This window comes from Microvirgula curvata (assembly GCF_054781615.1).
This window is the reverse complement of the sequence record NZ_BAAGUB010000003.1, coordinates 101,942-119,402: the sequence shown is the minus strand read 5'-3', so window position 1 is coordinate 119,402 and position 17,461 is coordinate 101,942. Positions and strand designations below refer to the sequence as shown.

Below are 17,461 nucleotides of genomic sequence, written 5' to 3'. Positions count from 1 at the left end.
GCGTCCGTTCAGCCGACCGCGCGCAGGCGTCGGGCAAAGTTCTCCAGCTGGCGGATGCCGCTGGCTTCGGCGCGGGCGCACCAGTCCTGCAGTTCCTGCAGCAGCTGTTCGCGGCTGAGGCTGGAGCGCTCCCACACCCGGCTCAGATCCTGGCGCATGCGATAGATGGTGTCCAGCGTCGGGCTGACCGCCAGCGCGCGATCAAGCACATGGCGTTCGGTGCTCGGCGTGTCCCTGGCTTCCTGCTTCAGCCACACTTTCATCTTCCGGCGCAGTGTGCGGGCGCAGATGTCCGGGTGCTGGCGGCGGATGGCATCAATCTCGGCGCGGTAGGCCGCCTTCAGTTCCCGTGCATAGCGCGACGCCAGTGCATAGCGGTTGCTGACGATGCTCTGCAGCGTGGCCAGATCGAGCTGCGGCTTCGGCGTGCCCTGCAGCAGTACCGGGTGCACGCGGCGGACCCTGGCCAGCCCGACCATTTCCATCAGCCGGATATACATCCAGCCGATGTCGAATTCATACCACTTGTACGACAGCTTGGCCGAGGTGCCGAAGGTATGGTGATTGTTGTGCAGTTCCTCGCCGCCGATCAGGATGCCCCACGGCAGCAGGTTGGTGGCGGCGTCCTCGTTCTCGAAGTTGCGATAGCCCCAGAAGTGGCCGACGCCATTGACCACGCCGGCGGCCCAGAACGGAATCCATGCCATCTGCACCGCCCAGATGGTCAGGCCGATCGGTCCGAACAGGATCAGGTTGAGTACCAGCAGGATGCCGACGCCCAGCGCGCTGCGGCGGGTATAGACGTTGCGTTCCATCCAGTCGTCCGGCGTGCCGTGACCGAACTTGTCCAGCAGCGCCTGGTCTTTGGCGGCTTCGCGGTACAGGTCGGCGCCCTGCCACATGACCGTCTTCAGGCCGAGAACCTGCGGGCTGTGCGGATCGTCGGCCGTTTCGCAGCGTGCATGGTGCTTGCGGTGGATGGCCGCCCATTCCCTGGTCACCATGCCGGTGGTGAGCCAGAGCCAGAAGCGGAAGAAGTGGCTGGCGATCGGGTGCAGGTCCAGCGCGCGGTGCGCCTGGTGACGGTGCAGGAAGATGGTGACGGAGGCGATGGTGACGTGGGTCACGGCCAGCGTGTACAGCACGTACCCCCACCATGGCCAGTTGACAAGGCCATTCAGGTATTCCATTGATGTATCTCAATATTGGAGCAGAAACTCCATTCTACACAGACTGTGAAACGGGTGGGTGCCGACGGTGCGGGTGGCGACGACCGGAGGAACGGTACACAGCGATACGCCACATTGGCTGCGCCAGCCGGGGTGAGTCGTGTAACATTCCGCGCCATGTCCTCGCATACCTTTTTGTCCGTGTTCCGCAGCCGTGGCCTCAAGCAGGCCGCCGTCGGCGTCGTCGTTGCCGCCGTTGCCTGGGGCGGCGGTTCCTACTGGTTCGGCCTGAAAACCGAGCAGACGCTGGCCGAGCAGTATCGCCTGCTGCAGAGCGTGCCGCTGTTCGTGGTCAAGTCGCACAGCTACCAGCGCGGCTGGTTCAGTTCGACCGAGACGACCGAGCTGACGTTCAACAAGAAGCTGTTCACGCCGTATCTGTCGATGCTGCCGGCCAATGCGGCCGAGTGGCTCGATACCACGGTGCGCTACACCAATCACATCAAGCACGGCCCGCTGCCGGAAATCGGCGACTTCGGCTTCCGTCCGGGACGCGCGGTGGTGACCACCGAGTTCGCGATGAGCGAACAGACGCGCAAGACGCTGCAGAAGTTCTTTGGCGACAAGCCGCCGATCACGGTCATCAACCGGCTGAACTTCGGCGGTGGCGGCACGCTGACCGCCAGCATTCCGAAATTCGACTATGAAGAGCCGCTGGCCGGGGTCAAGGTCGACTGGAAGGGGCTGGACACCCGGATCGACTACGAGCCGGGCTACAAGGAGTACGCGGTCGACGTCAAGGTGCCGGGGCTGAATGTCGAGGCCGCGACCAAGGGCCGCGTCGCGCTGGACGGGGTGCATTACCAGTCCAGCCATCGCCCGGGCCAGACCGGGGTGACGCTGGGCTCGTCGGAGATGTCCGTCGTCAAGGTCAGCCTCGACGCCAAGGAAAGCCTGCCGTACGAGATCAAGCTGAACGAACTGGTGTACCTGCTGACGCGCATGCGCGTCGGCGAGTTCATCAACCCGGTGGGCGAGATCAAGCCGTCCAGGGCGGTGCTCGACCAGCTGCGCTACCAGATCGTCACCAGCGAGCAGGACGATTTCGTCAACACCCGCGGCAAGCTGTCGTTTGCCCACCTCAGCGTGGACCAGAACAGTTACGGGCCGATGCGGCTTGACGTGTCGGCCAACCACCTGCACGGCCCGACGCTGGTCAGGCTGGACCAGGCGCTGTCGGCGATTCCGTTCGAGGGGGTCGAGCCGGCCGCTTTGCGCCAGCAGTACATCGATACCATCAAGAAGAACGGGCTGCCGCTGCTGACCAACAATCCGAAGCTGCTGGTCAACGATTTCTACCTGAAGCTGCCGGCCGGCGAGGTCAAGGCTTCCGGCGATCTGGCGCTGAACAATCTGCGCGAGGCTGACCTGAACAAGCCGGCGGACTTCCTGGCCAAGGTCGAAGCCAATGCCAGCATCGAAGTGCCGAAGCTGACGCTGGAGTCGATGGTGGTCGCGCAGGCGCGCAATCTGTTCGTGGTCGACGAAACGGCCGAGAACCCGCCGAGCGTGGACGAGATCGACGATCTGGCCCGCAACCTGCTCGCTTCGCAACTGGAGATCTGGCAGGAAGGGCACTACCTGACCATCCAGAATGGCCAGGTCAGGACGCGGATGAACTGGAAGGACGGCAAGATGAGCATCAGCGGCAAGCCGGTGTCCATGCCGTGGCAGGAAGCGCCGCCGGCACCGGAGCCGGAGCCGGCACCACCACCTGCCGCCGCTGCCAGACCGTAAAATGAAAAGCCCCCCGTTCAGTCGATATGAACGGGGGGCTTTTCAATTGCTGCTGCAGGGATTGAAGGACGGACGCGCGAAGCGGGATTTCCCCACGATGACCGCCGGTGTCCCCTTTGTGTTCAGTCTTCGAGCGGGGTCGGTGCCAGCCGGTCGTGCATGTCCTGCCAGGCCAGCCGCGCGCGTTCCCGGCATTCGGCACGGGCCTGGCGGACCCGGGCCGCGGCCCGTTTCTGTTCTGCCTGCGGCAGGGAGGCGGCACAGGCCTCGAGGTCGCGCAGATCGCCCAGCGCATCCTGCAGCTCCCGGCACGGCGTGGCCAGCAAGGCCAGCCGGCTGTCACCGAGCAGAACCGCATAGCTTTCCGCCTGATACCGCACCCGTTTGGTCAGCAGGCGGCTGTTGTGCAGGTCCTGCGGAGCGGCATCGTCGAAGCCGCTGCGCGACAGCGCATGCGCCAGTTCGATCTGGGCCGCGTCGCAGCCGCCGGCCAGCAGCCGGGTCAGTGCGAATTTCGGCGTTTTCGCCAGTTGCCGCGGCAGCCGCTCGCGCAGCAGGTTCAGATCGCGCTTGAGCCGGCCGCTTTTCAGGGCCCTGCGCAGGCGGGCGGCATCCTTGCGCCGGGGCGACGGCGGCGGCAGGTCCGGTGCCAGGCGCGACAGCCATTGCTGGTGGACTTCCGCATCGCGCAGGGCATTGGTGTCCTGCACCAGCCGCTTGAGCCGGCGCTCGATGCGGCGGATGCGGGGCGTCAGCAGCGGCTGCAGCGGCCGGGTCAGGCTGCGCAGGCGGCGCAGCGCGACGCGCAGATTGTGCAGCGACTCGGCATCCTCACCGCGCAGCGCGCGCTTGCGGCACGTCCGCATGGCATCGATGCGGTGAGCGATTTCGAGGGCAAGCAGTTTTTTCAGCGACTGGGGCATGGTGTGACTCTCGGTCGGGCAGCGTGGGCCGGTCCATTGGGCAACAACATGCAGGATATAGCGAATTTGCCCTAATTTAGAACAAACTGCGCGCGCGCAGTCGGCCGCAATCGGGCTAATATGCTCGTTAGAGGCTAGTCCATGTGTGAAACCTATTTTTCAGGAATATAGAAATGGCCATTGCGCAGAATGTCAGTGAACTGGTCGGCAACACGCCGCTGGTGAAACTCAACCGGGTGACAGAGGGCGCGCAGGCGACCGTGCTCGCCAAGCTGGAGTTCTACAGCCCTGCCCACAGTGTGAAGGATCGCATTGCGGTCGCCATGGTCGATGCCGCCGAACAGGCCGGCAAGGTCAAGCCGGACACCATCTTCCTGGAGCCGACCAGTGGCAATACCGGCATTGGTCTGGCCATGGTTTGCGCCGCGCGCGGCTACAAGCTGACCATCGTCATGCCGGAAACCATGAGCCGCGAGCGCCGCATCCTGCTGAAGGCTTACGGCGCGGAACTGATCCTGACCCCGGGGCCGGACGGCATGGGCGGCGCCATCGCCAAGGCCAGTGAGCTGGCCGCGGCCGACAGCCGCTATCTGATTCCGCAGCAGTTTGAAAATCCGGCCAACCCGGAAATCCACCGCAAGACCACGGCCGAGGAAATCTGGCGCGATACCGACGGCCAGGTCGACATCTTCGTGTCCGGCGTCGGCACCGGCGGCACCATTACCGGCGTGGGCGAAGTGCTGAAAGCACACAAGCCGGGCGTGAAGATCGTCGCCGTTGAACCGGATGCCAGCCCGGTGCTGTCCGGTGGCGCGAAGGGACCGCACCCGATCCAGGGCATTGGCGCCGGCTTCGTGCCGAAGGTGCTGAATACCGAAATCTACGACGAGATCATCCGCGTCAAGAACGACGATGCATTCTCCACTGCCCGCGCCATGGCGGCGAAGGAAGGGCTGCTGGTCGGCATTTCGTCCGGCGCCGCGACCTGGGCCGCGCTGGAGCTGGCCAGACGGCCGGAAAACGCCGGCAAGACCATCGTCGTGATCATTCCGTCGTTCGGCGAACGCTACCTGTCCACGCCGCTGTACGCCGATCTGGTCGACTGATAGTCAGCGGGCCCGCGCCAGCTGGCGGTACAGCCGGTTGCGCGAGATGCCCAGCGCGCGTGCCGCCGCCGAGATATTGCCGCCAAGCCGTTCCAGCGTATCGGCGACCAGCCGGTCCTGATGTTCGCAGAGGCGGACTGCCGTGGCGGCAGGCGGCAGGCGGGGGCGGGTCGTCAGCTCATCCGGCAGGTGCTCGACATCGATCAGCCCGTCGTCGGCCAGACAGCGGGCGGTGTGCAGTACCGTCGCCAGTTCGCGCAGATTGCCCGGCCAGTCATGGCCAAGCAGCAACGCCGTCGCCGCGTCACTCAGACGCGGCGGCGGCGTTGTCGTTCCGGCTCCGAGCATCCTGCCGATCAGGGCTGCCAGATCGACGCGCTCGCGCAGGGCGGGCAGACGGATGGTCAGGCCGTTCAGCCGGTAGTACAGATCGGCGCGGAAGCTGCCATCGTCGACCATCGCCCGCAGGTCGCGGTGGGTGGCGCAGACCAGCATGAAATCGGTGGGCAGGGTACGGGTGCTGCCGAGCGGCGTGACCGCACGTTCCTGCAGCACCCGCAGCAGTCGCGCCTGCAGGCTGGTCGGCATATCGCCGATCTCGTCCAGGAACAGCGTGCCGCGATCAGCCTGCAGCAGCTTGCCGATGCCGCCCTTGCGTCTGGCGCCGGTAAAGGCGCCTTCTTCGTAGCCGAACAGCTCGGCTTCGATCAGCGCTTCCGGAATGGCCGCGCAGTTGACGGCGACGAACGGGCCGTCGCGGCCGGGGGTGTCGTCGTGGATGGCACGGGCGAACAGCTCCTTGCCGGTACCGGTTTCGCCGGACAGTACCACCGCCACCTGTTTGCCCAGCACCCGCTTCAGCTTGCCGATGGCGGCATTGATGACCGGGTCGCCGGACTGCAGTGCCGACAGGGCCCGGCCGGCAACCGGTTCGACGGCCGGAGGGCGGACCACCGGGGCGGGCGCCGGGTAGCGGCGAACCAGCCAGTCGCAGCCATCCCGGCCGCGTACGGTCCGGGACTCTGTCGCGTGAGGCAGCGCGGCCTCCGGTTCGCAACCGGCGTCGAACAGATCGGCAAACGCCGGCGGCAGCGCCCGGGGATGCAGGCCGAACAGCCGCCGCGCGGCGCGATTCATGGCCAGCCCGCGCCCGTCCGGCGTAAAGGCCAGCAGGCCTTCCGCCGGCGTGCCGAGCCGCTGCGGCCGGTCGTCGACGGCCAGGCAGACTGCATCGGCGTGGCGGGCCAGGAACAGGCAGTGTTCCATCTGCAGCACGGCGGTCTGGACCGGCGTCAGCGGATGGAGACCGGACGACGAAGCATCGCCGGAGACATCGAGCGCACCGAGCAGGGTGCCGTCGGCATCCTCTATTGGCGCGCAGGCGCAGACCAGAAAGCGGTTGGCATCGAGAAAGTGTTCCGGCCCGCCGACCACCAGCGGGGTGCCGGTGGCCAGGGCCGTGCCGATGGCATTGGTGCCCTTGCGGCCTTCGGACCAGTCGGCCCCTGGCTGCAGGGCTACCTGTTCCGAGCGGCGCAGGAAGCGGGCGTCGCCATCGGCATGCAGCAGCAGTCCGTCCGGGCCGGACAGCACCGCCATGCAGCGCGTGCCGGCCAGCTGCCGGCACAGCTCGGTCATGACCGGGGTGGCCTGTCGCAGCAGGGTCCGGTGCTGTTCCCGTCGCAGCTCGAGTTCCGAGCGCGGCAGGCGGTCGAGGTCGGGGGCGTCCTGGCGGCGCAGGCCGTGGGTGGCGGAACGGGCATGCGCGTGCGCGATCAGGTCGGCATGGCCGGCCAGCCGCGGGACGGGGCGCGAATCGAGTCGGGCCGTCATGGGCTTGTCTCCTCATCCCGGGCTCATTGACTGTGGGCGTGCCGCTCGTGCGGCATCTGCTGGCCGGGAATGCTTAGAACATTAGCACGCCCCGGCCAGGACCGCGCGCCGGGCGCCGATTCCGGCGCCCGGGTGTGCCGAAACGATACAGCGGTCACCCGGACTGTCCCGTCCCGGCACAGAGAATCTCCGCTGTAAGCCCTTGTTTCGGCTTGTTACCGGCTGTCTGGCGGGTGGCACGGGAATTGCGGATGAAGGGGGGCCTCCGCCGAAACCCCGGGCCGGTGAGGGGCCACGCCAGAACAAGCCCGGGAGGAGAAACACCAATGAACCACGCCGAATTGCAGTTCCTGGGCGTCGCCTATCCGTTCCGCGACAGCTACGACAATTTCATTGGCGGCCAGTGGGTCGCGCCGGCCGACGGCGAGTATTTCGACAATATCTCGCCGATCACCGGCCTGCCGTTCTGCCGCATTGCCCGCTCGAAGGAAGCCGATGTCGAACGGGCGCTGGATGCCGCGCATGCGGCCAAGGCCGCCTGGGGTCGCACGTCGGCCGCCGAGCGCGCCCTGCTGCTGAACCGGGTCGCAGACCGGATGGAGCAGAATCTGGAAACGCTGGCGCTGGCCGAGAGCATCGACAACGGCAAGCCGATCCGTGAAACCCGTGCCGCCGACCTGCCGCTGGCCGTCGATCACATCCGTTATTTCGCTGCCTGCCTGCGGGCGCAGGAAGGCAGCATTTCCGAAGTCGATCACGACACCATTGCCTACCATTTCCACGAACCGCTCGGCGTGGTGGCGCAGATCATTCCGTGGAACTTTCCGATCCTGATGGCGATCTGGAAGCTCGCGCCGGCGCTGGCGGCCGGCAACTGCGTGGTGCTGAAACCGGCCGAGCAGACGCCGGCGTCGATCATGGTGCTGATGGAGCTGATCGGCGACCTGCTGCCGCCGGGTGTCATCAATGTCATCAACGGTTTCGGGCTCGAGGCCGGCAAGCCGCTGGCCTCCAGTCGCCGCATCGCCAAGGTCGCGTTTACCGGCGAAACCGGCACCGGCCGGCTGATCATGCAGTATGCGAGCCAGAACCTGATTCCGGTCACGCTGGAACTGGGCGGCAAGAGCCCGAACATCTTCTTTGCCGATGTGATGAACGAGGACGACGCCTATTTCGACAAGGCGCTGGAAGCGTTCGCCATGTTCGCGTTGAACCAGGGCGAAGTCTGCACCTGCCCGTCGCGCGCCCTGGTGCAGGCCTCGATCTACGACCGCTTCATGGAGCGTGCGATCAAGCGCGTCGAGGCGATCAAGCAGGGCCATCCGCTCGATCCGACCACCATGATCGGCGCCCAGGCCTCGAACGAGCAACTGAGCAAGATCCTGTCCTATCTGGAGCTGGGCCGCCAGGAAGGGGCGCGCTGCCTGACCGGCGGCGAACGCCAGCAACTCGGCGGCGAACTCGGTGGCGGTTACTACGTGAAGCCGACCGTGTTCGAGGGCCACAACAAGATGCGCATCTTCCAGGAAGAAATCTTCGGCCCGGTGGTGGCGGTAACGACCTTCAGGGATGAGGCCGAAGCACTGGAAATTGCCAACGATACGCTGTACGGACTGGGCGCCGGGGTGTGGACGCGCGACGGCTCGCGCGCCTATCGCTTCGGTCGCGGCATCCAGGCCGGGCGGGTGTGGGTCAACTGCTACCACCTGTATCCGGCGCATGCGGCGTTTGGCGGCTACAAGCAGTCCGGCGTCGGTCGCGAGAACCACAAGATGATGCTCGACCACTATCAGCAGACCAAGAACATGCTGGTCAGCTACAGCCCCGACGCGCTCGGCTTCTTCTGATTTTTTCCCTTTTCCCGCCGCGGGGCACGCTGCCCGTGGCGGGCGCACTGGCATACCTGAAGTCAAAAACAACACAGGAGACATGGCATGGCCACCACTACGTTTTTCATTCCGTCCGTCAATATCATGGGCACCGGCTGCATCAGCGAGGCCGTGGCGACCATCCGCCGCCACGGGCTGCGCCGGTTGCTGATCGTGACCGATGCCGGTCTGGCCCGTTCCGGCATGGCGGCCCGCATCCAGCAGTTGCTGGCCGATGCAGATATCCAGTCAACGGTATTCGACGGCGCCAAGCCGAACCCGACCGTGGCCAACGTCGAAGCCGGGCTGGCGGCGCTGAAGGCCGCCGACTGCGACGCGATCGTCTCGCTCGGCGGCGGCTCGCCGCATGACTGCGCCAAGGGCATCGCGCTGTGCGCGACCAATGGCGGGCATATTTCCGACTATGAGGGCGTCGACCGTTCGACCCGGCCGCAACTGCCGCTGATCGCCATCAACACGACCGCCGGCACCGCCAGCGAGATGACGCGGTTCTGCATCATCACCGACGAGCAGCGGCACGTGAAAATGGCCATTGTCGACCGCAACGTGACCCCGCTGCTGTCGGTCAACGACCCGGCGCTGATGGCCGGCATGCCGCCGTCGCTGACCGCAGCCACCGGCATGGATGCGCTGACCCATGCGGTCGAGGCCTATGTGTCGACCGCCTCGACGCCGATCACTGATGCCTGTGCGCTGAAGGCGGTCGATCTGATTTCGCGCCATCTGCGCAGCGCGGTGGCCAACGGCGGCAATGCCGAGGCCCGCGAACAGATGGCCTACGCGCAATTCCTCGCCGGCATGGCCTTCAACAATGCATCGCTCGGCTACGTGCATGCGATGGCGCACCAGCTTGGCGGCGTCTATGACCTGCCGCATGGCGTGTGCAACGCGGTGCTGCTGCCGCATGTGCAGGCATTCAATGCCGCCACCTCGGCAGACCGGCTTGCCGATGTGGCGCGGGCGATGGGCGGCAGCGTCTCCGGCGGCGGGCAGGCCGGTGCCGAGGCGTGCCTGACGGCGATCCGTCAGCTGTCAGAGGATGTCGGCATTCCGGCCGGTCTGAGCAGCCTCGGGGTCAAGGCGGAAGACATTCCGCTGCTGGCGGCCAATGCCCTGAAGGACGCCTGCGGGCTGACCAATCCGCGTCCGGCCAGCCAGCAGGAGATCGAAGCCCTGTTCCGCAACGCGATGTAGCCAGGAAAGGCACCGACGTTCCTGCTGGCGTCGGTGCCCGCCCGCCGCAGGCATCACCCCGGATGCCCGCGGCTGGCCATTGCCTGCCAGATCACGGCGGCGGTAATGGCATCGGTCAGCGCATCATGCCGGCCCAGCGACGGCAGGTGCAGCTCGTCGAGGATGGATTGCAGACGCAGATCGACATAGCCGTTCGGCGTCTGTTTCAGCTTCCAGTCGTAATACAGCCCGGAGACATCGATCTGCGGCTGTGGCAGACCGGTGCCGATCAGCGGGCGCACGTATTTGTTCAGCACCGCCACGTCGTATTCGAGGTAATAGCCGACCAGCGTGCGGCCGCCGATGAATTCCAGCAGGCGGCTGACCGCCTCGGCCGGCGGCAGGCCATCGGACAGGTCACTCGGGCGCAGGCCGTGCACTACCACGCTGCCCGGCTCGGGCAGCCGCTCCGGCTTGACCAGCAGGTACAGCGATTCGCTGGCGTGAATATGGCCCGGCGTCAGCCGCACTGCGCCGATGGACAGGATCTCGGCCTCGCGCACATTCAGGCTGGTGGTTTCGCAGTCGAGGGACACATATTCGTCGGTCGGGGTATCGAGCAGGCCGAGCCATTCCGGGCGCAGGCGCCGCCGCGCCAGCGTCGTGCGCAGTTTTGCCCACATCAGAAAGCCCCGCTCTTGAAGTGGTGGCGGACGATGGTCTTGAAGCGCTTGACCACGGCCAGCGCATCCTTCAGCAGGTCGCGCTCCAGTGTCGACAGGCGGGCGGCATCGATCTGGGTATCGACCTTCTGGCCGAGTTTCTGTGCCTCCAGACCGTGAGCCAGTCGCAGTTCGAGCAGGAAGGACAGGGCTTCGGCCGTGTCGTGCGCCAGTTCGCCGTCGAGGCGGCCGGCCGCCGCCAGCGCGGTCAGCCGGTCAAAGGTGTTGGTATCGTCGAGGCCGGACTCCAGCGCATAGGCACGCACGCCATGGACGATGGGGAAGATGCCGGTCTTTTTCAGGTCGAGCAGCTCGGCGCCGTGGCGACCACTGCCCAGCCACTGCGACAGCCGTCCCATCGGCGCGTCGAACTGGTCGACGGCACGGGCGAAGCGGGCGAAATAGGACGCGTCGTCGTGCATGATGCCGAACAGGTACTCGCGAGCCTGTTGCAGCAGCGAGGCATCGCCGGCAACGGTGCTGGCATCGACGAAGATGGCCAGCTTCATCTGTGCCGCCTCGTCCGGCTGGTAGATCCAGCGATACAGCATGTTGCGGAAGCCGGTCTGCGACTGCACCCATTCCGGGTTGTTGACCATGATGCGGCCCGGGCATGGCGGGTAGCCGAAATCGGCCAGCGTGGCGGAGAACGCCTCGCAGGCGACCATGACCCCGTCGAGCGGGTAGCCGTCGCGCACGATCAGGGCATTGTCCTGATCGGTCTTGATGATCTGTTCGCCACGGCCTTCCGATCCCATCACCACCAGACAGCTGTTGGCGAACAGCCCGTCCGGCGCGATCAGTTCCCAGGCGCGGGCGAACAGTTTGCCGTTCAGCGCCTGCATCAGCCGGGCCAGTTCGCGTGCCTTGACGCCGTGGCCGGCCAGCATGGCGATCAGTGTCTCCATCTGCGCGGCGACCGCGCGCAGCGCGTCCAGCGAGTCGGCGACTTCCAGCTGCTGGGCGATCAGGTGCGAATGATTGGAGAAGTACGACAGCAGGTCGATCTGTTCCAGCACGCCGACCGGGCGGCCTTCCTCGGTGACGACCACGCGCTGGATGATGTGGCGGGTCATGATCAGCAGGGCGTCGAACAGGTAGTCGTCGATGTCGACGGTAATCAGTTCAAAGCGGCACAGTGCGTCCAGCGGGGTGTCGGACGGCGTGCCGTTGATGATCACGTCACGGCAATCGCTGGTGGTGAAGATGCCGACCCGGTCAGTGGCACCGACCAGCACCGAGCGCACTTTGTGGTCGCGCATGGCGACGGCGGCGTCGAAAACGGTGGCATCGGCGGGCAGGAACACCGCCGGTTTCACGACAGCGTCCCGTACCGAGGCGGTCAGGATGGTCTGCAACTCGCGATTGTTGCCGCGACCGGCCAGCGCGGCGAATTTCTGCGCCGCGCTCTGGAAGAAAAAGGCGGCGAACAGGCTGTTGCCGTCGATCAGCGCCATGACCACCGCCTTCGGAATCGCGAACAGCAGCGTTTCCTCATGTGCGTCGATGCGGTGGCCGGCGCGGCCGGCGATCAGCGCACGACTGTCGAAGGTGTCGTTCTCGCGGAAGACGGCGACGATCTCGCCATCATCGGCGCGCTCGCAGGCCATGCCCTTCATGACCACGAACATGTGTTCGACCGCCGCGCCCGGAGCCAGAATTACCGCTTCGGCCGCAAAGTACAGGATGTCGACTGCCTGCTCGACCCGGCTGCGCTCGGCCGGCCCCAGAACGTCGAAAGGCGGGTGGGAAAAGTCGAATCGTTGCATGGCGGGGCGAGTCCGTCGTGATTATCCTTTCGTCATGATGCCCGTTTGCCGAACGCGCGTCATCAGGATTGTCGGACAAGATGTTTGCCATTGGGGAGCCGGCGAAAACCCGTGCTATCTTGTGCCTCCGCCCGGAAACACACTGCCATGCCACTGCACATTGAAACCCCGTTGATGGAATCACGCCCGTTGAGCGTGCTGAGCGGCCAGTCCGTCTGGCTGAAGCTGGAGGCGCTGCAAGTGCCAGGGTCGTTCAAGATCCGGGGTATCGGCCACGCATGCACCGTTTACCGGCAGCGCGGGGCGCAGCGTTTCGTGTCGTCATCAGGCGGCAATGCCGGGCTGGCCGTCGCCTATGCCGGGCGTTGTCTGGGGCTGCCGGTCACGGTCGTGGTGCCGGAAACGACGACGGCACGGGCGAAAGAACTACTGGCTCTGGAAGGGGCCGATGTCATCGTGCACGGCAGTTCCTGGCAGGAGGCCAACCAGCATGCACAAACCCTGCTGGGTGCGAGCGATGCCTTCCTGCATCCGTTCGATGATCCGCTGCTGTGGGAGGGCCATGCGACGATGATCGACGAGGTCGCCCGGGCCAGTGGCAAGCCGGATGCCGTGGTGCTGTCGGTCGGTGGTGGCGGTCTGCTGTCCGGCGTCGTGGCGGGTCTGCAGCGCAATGGCTGGCATGACGTGCCGGTGCTGGCGGTGGAAACCGAAGGGGCGGCCTCGTTCCAGGCCGCCGTGCAGGCCGGGCATCCGGTGGCGCTGGAGCGGATCAGCAGTATTGCCACTTCGCTGGGTGCCAAGCAGGTGTGCGAGCAGGCATGGCACTGCGCGCAGACACACCCGGTCCACAGTCTGGTGATACCGGATCGCAGCGCCCTTGCTGCCTGCGAGCGTTTTCTGACCGATCACCGCATTCTGGTCGAACCGGCCTGTGGCGCAGCGCTGGCCGCGGTCTACGAGCAGGCCACCGCCCTGGCCGCCTGCCGCAAGGTGCTGGTGATCGTATGCGGCGGCGCGACGGCGACCATCGACCAGATCCGTACCTGGGCCGGGCTGCAGGACCAGGCGTAGCGCGTCTGCCCGGGGGGCCGTTACGGCGTGATTTTTACCGCCTGCACGGTCACGTGTTTGCGGACCGGGCTCGACAGCACCAGTGAGGTCGTCACCGCGCCCTCGACGGCCAGGGCATCCACGACGCGCTCCAGGTCCTGCGGCTCGGCGATGGCGCAGCGCACGATAAAGCAGTCTTCGCCGGTCACGCGGTCAGCGCTCAACACCTCGGGCATGGCCTCGAACAGTGCCAGATACCGGGCGATGCCGGCATGCGTGGTCCTGATCCGGATAATGGCTTCCAGGCCGACGCCCAGCGCGCGCAGGTTGACGCGGGCGCCGTACCCTTCGATAACGCCGCTGTGCTCCAGCTTGCGCACGCGCTCACTCATCGCCGGCTGTGAAAGGCCGATCCTCTTTCCCAGTGCCGCCAGGCTCTGGCGTGCGTCAGCCTGGAGCGCTTCCAGGATCTGGCGGTCCTTCTTGTCGACAGGCATGTGTTTCCGATCAGGTTGCTGACCGATGAATCATCGGTCAGGAGGGCGGATTTCCGATGAACTGCCATTCGCCACGAATGGCATCCCCGGTATCGTGGGGTACTTTCCTCGGGAGGACAAATGCAACTCATCGGAATGCTGGATTCACCCTACGTGCGGCGCACGGCGATTTCCCTGCGGCTGCTGGGGCTGCCCTTCGAACACCGGCCGCTGTCGGTATTCAGTGACTTTGACCGGTTTCGCGAGATCAATCCGGTGGTGAAGGCACCGACGCTGGTCTGCGACGACGGCACTGTGCTGATGGATTCCTCGCTGATCATCGACTACGCCGAGGGAGTGAGCTGCCGCTCCCTGATGCCGGCTGCCGCCAGCGAACGGGTCCGCGCGCTGCGTCTCACCGGGCTGGCGCTGGTCGCCTGCGAGAAAACGGTGCAGATCGTCTACGAGCAAAACCTTCGGCCGGCCGGGAAGCAGCATCAGCCCTGGCTGGACAGGGTCAGCAGTCAGCTCGTTGCGGCCTGGTCGGCCATCGAGCAGGAAGCGGCAGCCACACCACTGTCGGCCGACGCCGCCCTCATGACACAGGCCGATCTGTCGGTTGCCGTGGCCTGGGCATTCATGCAACTGATGCTGCCGGACCTCCTTGTCCCCGACGCCTGCCCGCTGCTGGCCGACTTCTCGCTGCGCGCGGAACGCCTGCCTGCATTCCTGGCGTCGCCGCAGCGCTGACCGGTTCAATTAACCAGTACACCGCACAGGCCGGGCAGATGCAGGAACGGCTGCATGAACCGGAGGGTATTCGATATCCATCCGGCCGGTGTCGCTTGTCGTGCCGAAGTGGTAATGGGCCTGCAGCGCTGGCGGCAGGGCATCCCAGTCGGCGCCGAGCACCTGCTGTATCAGACTTTTCATGATCCGGCTCCCGGAAAGTGTTTGAAGACCATCAGTGCCACGACCCGTACCATCGAGAGAAAGGCCGGGACGCCGAGCCAGAACCACTACCGGGTCATGGTCCAGTACCGCGCGGGCAGGGGCGTGCCCCGGACCATGGCTTCGCTGGCGAGGCGCTGCATGCGTATCTGCAGCCAGACCACGGGCAGTCAGCAGGCACCGGCAAAAAAATATAGGAACAGGCTGGCGGCAATCCATACGCTGGTTGGAAAAAGGCTAGAGAATGCCCCGGAAAGACGAAAGCAGTTTGCTTGTCCGCACCAGGCCCTGCTTCAGCAGAATGGCGAGGTAGTGATCCACCGCTATCGGTGGATTTCTGAGCTGCTCTCGCTGTTTCCGGGCTGCCTGGACGACGGCTGCCTGATCCAGATCGAACAGGTTTTCGATAAAGCTGTCCGGATGCTGAGCGTCGATTCCGTAGCCTGACAGTACCCTGGACGGAAAGTCTTTTTCATTGAAAGTCACGATCACGCTGGCATTGCCGTGTATGGCTGCGGCCAGCACATGGCGGTCATCAGCATCAGGCAAGGCCAGCGCTTCTATCAGGTGTTCATGACCTGTCACCACGGCATCCGGGATGGCCTGGTCCATCAGGGCTGCGGTGCGGCTGACTTGCCGGGGTGTCAGGTCCGGGCGGTTCTTCAGCAGGTTGCGCTGCCATTCGGCGTGGATTTGCGGGCTCCATCGCGCCCGGAACTGCCCTGACAGTCCGAGCCATATCAGCAGGTCCCGCAGTGGTGCAGGGTAGAGGACGCAGGCATCGCAGAGGGCGACAAAGGGCGTCGCCATCAGTCGTAGCCCATGCCCAGCGCCTGGGCCTGGCTGGCCAGTGCAGCCATGGCCTGCTCACTGTTGTGATCACGTTCAGCCTTGAAACGCATCAGGTCGGTGAGCCGGATACGTCGATGCTTGCCTGTCCTGTGGCAGGGCAAAGCGTCGTTATCGAGCAGCTTGACCAGATGCGGGCGTGAGACATTCAGCAGATCCGCCGCTTCCTGTGTGGTCAGTTCGGCATGCACGGGAACGACTTTGACGGTATTGCCTTCTGCCTGTTCGGCCAGGATATCCAGCAGCAGGCGCAGGGCAGAGATGGGCAGATCCAGCTGGTGGGACTGATTCTGTTCATCGAGTATCTGCAGGCGCTGGGTGCCGGGGCCGCTTGCCAGGCAGGCGGCCAGCGCACGTCGCCCTTCACCGGCCAGCTGTGCCTCCCGCGCCGCCGGGAGCGTCATTTCGGCTGACAGAACTGGGGTCATGGCTTGTTTCCCTTGTTTAGCCATATCGGACAGGTACACCGTAAACGAAATAATCGAAAATCGCAATAAACGAAATGGTGCCGGCGAGCCTGCCCGCCTCACCGGTTCCGCACGCGCAGCACCAGCAGCGCAATCACGCCGGCGACCAGCCCCCAGAAGGCCGAACCGACGCCGGCCAGGGTGACGCCGGACGCGGTGACCAGAAAGGTGATCAGCGCCGGCTCGCGATCGCTGTCCTCGCGCAGGGCGACCGCCAGGCCGTTGCCGATGGTGCCGAGCAGCGCCAGACCGGCTATGGCCAGCACCAGTTCCTTTGGCAGGGCGGAGAACACCGCACCGACCGTGGCGCCAAAGGCGCCGATCAGCAGGTAGAACACCCCGGCCGATACGGCGGCCATATAGCGGCGCGACGGGTCTTCATGCGCCTCGCGGCCCATGCAGATGGCGGCGGTGATGGCGGCCAGATTCAGCGCATAGGCGCCGAATGGCGCCAGCAGCAGCGTGGTCAGACCGGTCCAGCCGACCAGTGGCGACACGGGCACGTCGTAGCCGGAAGCGCGGATCACGGCGACGCCGGGCACATTCTGCGATGCCATGGTGACGACGAACAGCGGCAGGGCGATGCCGACCAGCGCGGCGAACGAGAACGACGGCAGGGTGAACACCGGCGTGGCCAGTTCCAGTCGCACATCGCCGAAGTGCAGCTGTCCATGCAGCAGCGCCACGGCCAGGCCGGCCGCCAGCGCGAGAATGATGGCGTAGCGCGGCAGCAGACGGCGGGCAAGCAGGTAGACGGCGCACATGCTCACGACCAGCAGGAACTGCGCCTGCAGGGCGACGAACACATTGAGGCCGAAACGCAACAGGACGCCGGCCAGCATGCCGGCGGCCAGCGAGACCGGAATGCGCTTTATTGCCCGCTCGAACACGCCGGAGAATCCGGCTGCGGTGATCAGTGCCGCCGAGACGACAAAGGCGCCGATGGCCTCGCTCATCGGCACGCCGGCAGCGCCGGTAATCAGCATGGCGGCGCCCGGTGTCGACCAGGCGGTGACGATGGGCACCCGGTAGCGCAGCGACAGCACGATGCAGGTCAGGCCCATGCCGAGGCCGAGCGCCCACATCCAGGAGGCGACTTCGGCCGCATTGGCGCCTGATGCCTCAGCGGCCTGGAACACGATGACGGCCGAGCTGGTAAAGCCGACCAGCACGGTCACGAAGCCGGCGATGATCGCCGACAGCGACAAATCCTTGAAAGCACGCATGGGTCAGACTGCCAGACACGAATGACGGGAGGGTGAGTGTAACTGCGAACCCGCCCGC

At 65.6% G+C, this 17,461-nt stretch carries 16 protein-coding genes; 6 read left to right on the top strand and 10 right to left on the bottom strand.

Annotation, left to right across the window (positions count from 1 at the left end; genetic code table 11):
- Positions 1-8: 8 nt before the first annotated feature.
- The gene (locus ACYVG8_RS00775) at positions 9-1,190 is read right to left on the bottom strand and encodes a DesA family fatty acid desaturase (RefSeq protein ID WP_028497727.1); all 1,182 of its coding nucleotides are present in this window, start codon (positions 1,188-1,190) and stop codon (positions 9-11) included.
- Positions 1,191-1,346: 156 nt separating this feature from the next.
- Here ACYVG8_RS00775 and ACYVG8_RS00770 point away from each other — a divergent pair, with 156 nt between their 5' ends.
- The gene (locus ACYVG8_RS00770; protein WP_460744902.1) at positions 1,347-2,966 is read left to right on the top strand and encodes a YdgA family protein; all 1,620 of its coding nucleotides are present in this window, start codon (positions 1,347-1,349) and stop codon (positions 2,964-2,966) included.
- A gap of 122 nt (positions 2,967-3,088) precedes the next feature.
- Here the strand turns inward: ACYVG8_RS00770 and ACYVG8_RS00765 are convergent, their stop codons facing one another.
- Complete coding sequence (locus ACYVG8_RS00765; protein ID WP_107889432.1) at positions 3,089-3,889, bottom strand: CHAD domain-containing protein; 801 nt, start codon at positions 3,887-3,889, stop codon at positions 3,089-3,091.
- Positions 3,890-4,062: 173 nt separating this feature from the next.
- Here ACYVG8_RS00765 and cysK point away from each other — a divergent pair, with 173 nt between their 5' ends.
- Positions 4,063-4,995, top strand: coding sequence for a cysteine synthase A (gene cysK / locus ACYVG8_RS00760; protein WP_028497730.1), 933 nt, complete (start codon positions 4,063-4,065; stop codon positions 4,993-4,995).
- A 3-nt stretch (positions 4,996-4,998) separates the two neighbouring features.
- On the opposite strand, the gene ACYVG8_RS00755 is transcribed toward cysK, so the two are convergent.
- On the bottom strand, positions 4,999-6,828 hold the full coding sequence (locus ACYVG8_RS00755) for a sigma-54-dependent Fis family transcriptional regulator (RefSeq protein WP_460744901.1): 1,830 nt from the start codon (positions 6,826-6,828) through the stop codon (positions 4,999-5,001).
- A 326-nt stretch (positions 6,829-7,154) separates the two neighbouring features.
- Between ACYVG8_RS00755 and adh the strand changes: the two genes are divergently transcribed.
- A complete protein-coding gene (gene adh / locus ACYVG8_RS00750) occupies positions 7,155-8,675 on the top strand; it encodes an aldehyde dehydrogenase (protein WP_028497731.1) in 1,521 nt (506 codons plus the stop codon).
- 87 nt (positions 8,676-8,762) lie between these two features.
- Positions 8,763-9,911 carry an L-threonine dehydrogenase gene (gene yiaY, locus ACYVG8_RS00745; RefSeq protein ID WP_107889433.1) on the top strand — a complete coding sequence of 383 codons (1,149 nt, stop codon included), beginning with the start codon at positions 8,763-8,765 and terminating at the stop codon, positions 9,909-9,911.
- Positions 9,912-9,964: 53 nt separating this feature from the next.
- On the opposite strand, the gene ACYVG8_RS00740 is transcribed toward yiaY, so the two are convergent.
- Entirely contained in the window at positions 9,965-10,573 is a 609-nt protein-coding gene (locus ACYVG8_RS00740; protein WP_028497733.1) for a 3'-5' exonuclease, read from the bottom strand.
- Positions 10,573-12,381 carry a putative nucleotidyltransferase substrate binding domain-containing protein gene (locus ACYVG8_RS00735; RefSeq protein WP_460744900.1) on the bottom strand — a complete coding sequence of 603 codons (1,809 nt, stop codon included), beginning with the start codon at positions 12,379-12,381 and terminating at the stop codon, positions 10,573-10,575. Before ACYVG8_RS00735 ends, ACYVG8_RS00740 begins: the two co-directional genes overlap by 1 nt.
- Before the next feature lie 147 nt (positions 12,382-12,528).
- On the opposite strand from ACYVG8_RS00735, the gene ACYVG8_RS00730 reads away from it, so the two are divergent.
- On the top strand, positions 12,529-13,455 hold the full coding sequence (locus ACYVG8_RS00730; RefSeq protein ID WP_315383125.1) for a pyridoxal-phosphate dependent enzyme: 927 nt from the start codon (positions 12,529-12,531) through the stop codon (positions 13,453-13,455).
- 20 nt (positions 13,456-13,475) lie between these two features.
- Here ACYVG8_RS00730 and ACYVG8_RS00725 read toward each other — a convergent pair whose 3' ends face one another.
- A complete protein-coding gene (locus ACYVG8_RS00725) occupies positions 13,476-13,931 on the bottom strand; it encodes an Lrp/AsnC family transcriptional regulator (protein ID WP_460744899.1) in 456 nt (151 codons plus the stop codon).
- A gap of 120 nt (positions 13,932-14,051) precedes the next feature.
- On the opposite strand from ACYVG8_RS00725, the gene ACYVG8_RS00720 reads away from it, so the two are divergent.
- Positions 14,052-14,660 carry a glutathione S-transferase gene (locus tag ACYVG8_RS00720; RefSeq protein ID WP_460744898.1) on the top strand — a complete coding sequence of 203 codons (609 nt, stop codon included), beginning with the start codon at positions 14,052-14,054 and terminating at the stop codon, positions 14,658-14,660.
- A gap of 269 nt (positions 14,661-14,929) precedes the next feature.
- Here the strand turns inward: ACYVG8_RS00720 and ACYVG8_RS00715 are convergent, their stop codons facing one another.
- From ACYVG8_RS00715 to ACYVG8_RS00700, 4 genes are all read right to left on the bottom strand, one after another.
- Positions 14,930-15,025, bottom strand: a complete 96-nt coding sequence (locus ACYVG8_RS00715; RefSeq protein WP_373325114.1) for a hypothetical protein — start codon at positions 15,023-15,025, stop codon at positions 14,930-14,932.
- Positions 15,026-15,098: 73 nt separating this feature from the next.
- Positions 15,099-15,671: a PIN domain-containing protein gene (locus tag ACYVG8_RS00710; RefSeq protein WP_036384697.1), complete on the bottom strand. Its 573-nt coding sequence runs from the start codon at positions 15,669-15,671 to the stop codon at positions 15,099-15,101.
- Entirely contained in the window at positions 15,671-16,204 is a 534-nt protein-coding gene (locus ACYVG8_RS00705; RefSeq protein WP_233495187.1) for a helix-turn-helix domain-containing protein, read from the bottom strand. Before ACYVG8_RS00705 ends, ACYVG8_RS00710 begins: the two co-directional genes overlap by 1 nt.
- Before the next feature lie 32 nt (positions 16,205-16,236).
- A complete protein-coding gene (locus ACYVG8_RS00700; RefSeq protein WP_028497740.1) occupies positions 16,237-17,403 on the bottom strand; it encodes a benzoate/H(+) symporter BenE family transporter in 1,167 nt (388 codons plus the stop codon).
- Positions 17,404-17,461 lie beyond the last annotated feature (58 nt).

Coding starts and splice junctions, on each gene's coding strand:
- adh (WP_028497731.1), top strand. CDS start 7,155: ATGAACCACGCCGAATTGCAGTTCCTGGGCGTCGCCTATCCGTTCCGC.
- yiaY (WP_107889433.1), top strand. CDS start 8,763: ATGGCCACCACTACGTTTTTCATTCCGTCCGTCAATATCATGGGCACC.
- cysK (WP_028497730.1), top strand. CDS start 4,063: ATGGCCATTGCGCAGAATGTCAGTGAACTGGTCGGCAACACGCCGCTG.
- ACYVG8_RS00775 (WP_028497727.1), bottom strand. CDS start 1,190: ATGGAATACCTGAATGGCCTTGTCAACTGGCCATGGTGGGGGTACGTG.
- ACYVG8_RS00730 (WP_315383125.1), top strand. CDS start 12,529: ATGCCACTGCACATTGAAACCCCGTTGATGGAATCACGCCCGTTGAGC.
- ACYVG8_RS00700 (WP_028497740.1), bottom strand. CDS start 17,403: ATGCGTGCTTTCAAGGATTTGTCGCTGTCGGCGATCATCGCCGGCTTC.
- ACYVG8_RS00735 (WP_460744900.1), bottom strand. CDS start 12,381: ATGCAACGATTCGACTTTTCCCACCCGCCTTTCGACGTTCTGGGGCCG.
- ACYVG8_RS00740 (WP_028497733.1), bottom strand. CDS start 10,573: ATGTGGGCAAAACTGCGCACGACGCTGGCGCGGCGGCGCCTGCGCCCG.
- ACYVG8_RS00770 (WP_460744902.1), top strand. CDS start 1,347: ATGTCCTCGCATACCTTTTTGTCCGTGTTCCGCAGCCGTGGCCTCAAG.
- ACYVG8_RS00755 (WP_460744901.1), bottom strand. CDS start 6,828: ATGACGGCCCGACTCGATTCGCGCCCCGTCCCGCGGCTGGCCGGCCAT.
- ACYVG8_RS00765 (WP_107889432.1), bottom strand. CDS start 3,889: ATGCCCCAGTCGCTGAAAAAACTGCTTGCCCTCGAAATCGCTCACCGC.
- ACYVG8_RS00725 (WP_460744899.1), bottom strand. CDS start 13,931: ATGCCTGTCGACAAGAAGGACCGCCAGATCCTGGAAGCGCTCCAGGCT.
- ACYVG8_RS00720 (WP_460744898.1), top strand. CDS start 14,052: ATGCAACTCATCGGAATGCTGGATTCACCCTACGTGCGGCGCACGGCG.
- ACYVG8_RS00710 (WP_036384697.1), bottom strand. CDS start 15,671: ATGGCGACGCCCTTTGTCGCCCTCTGCGATGCCTGCGTCCTCTACCCT.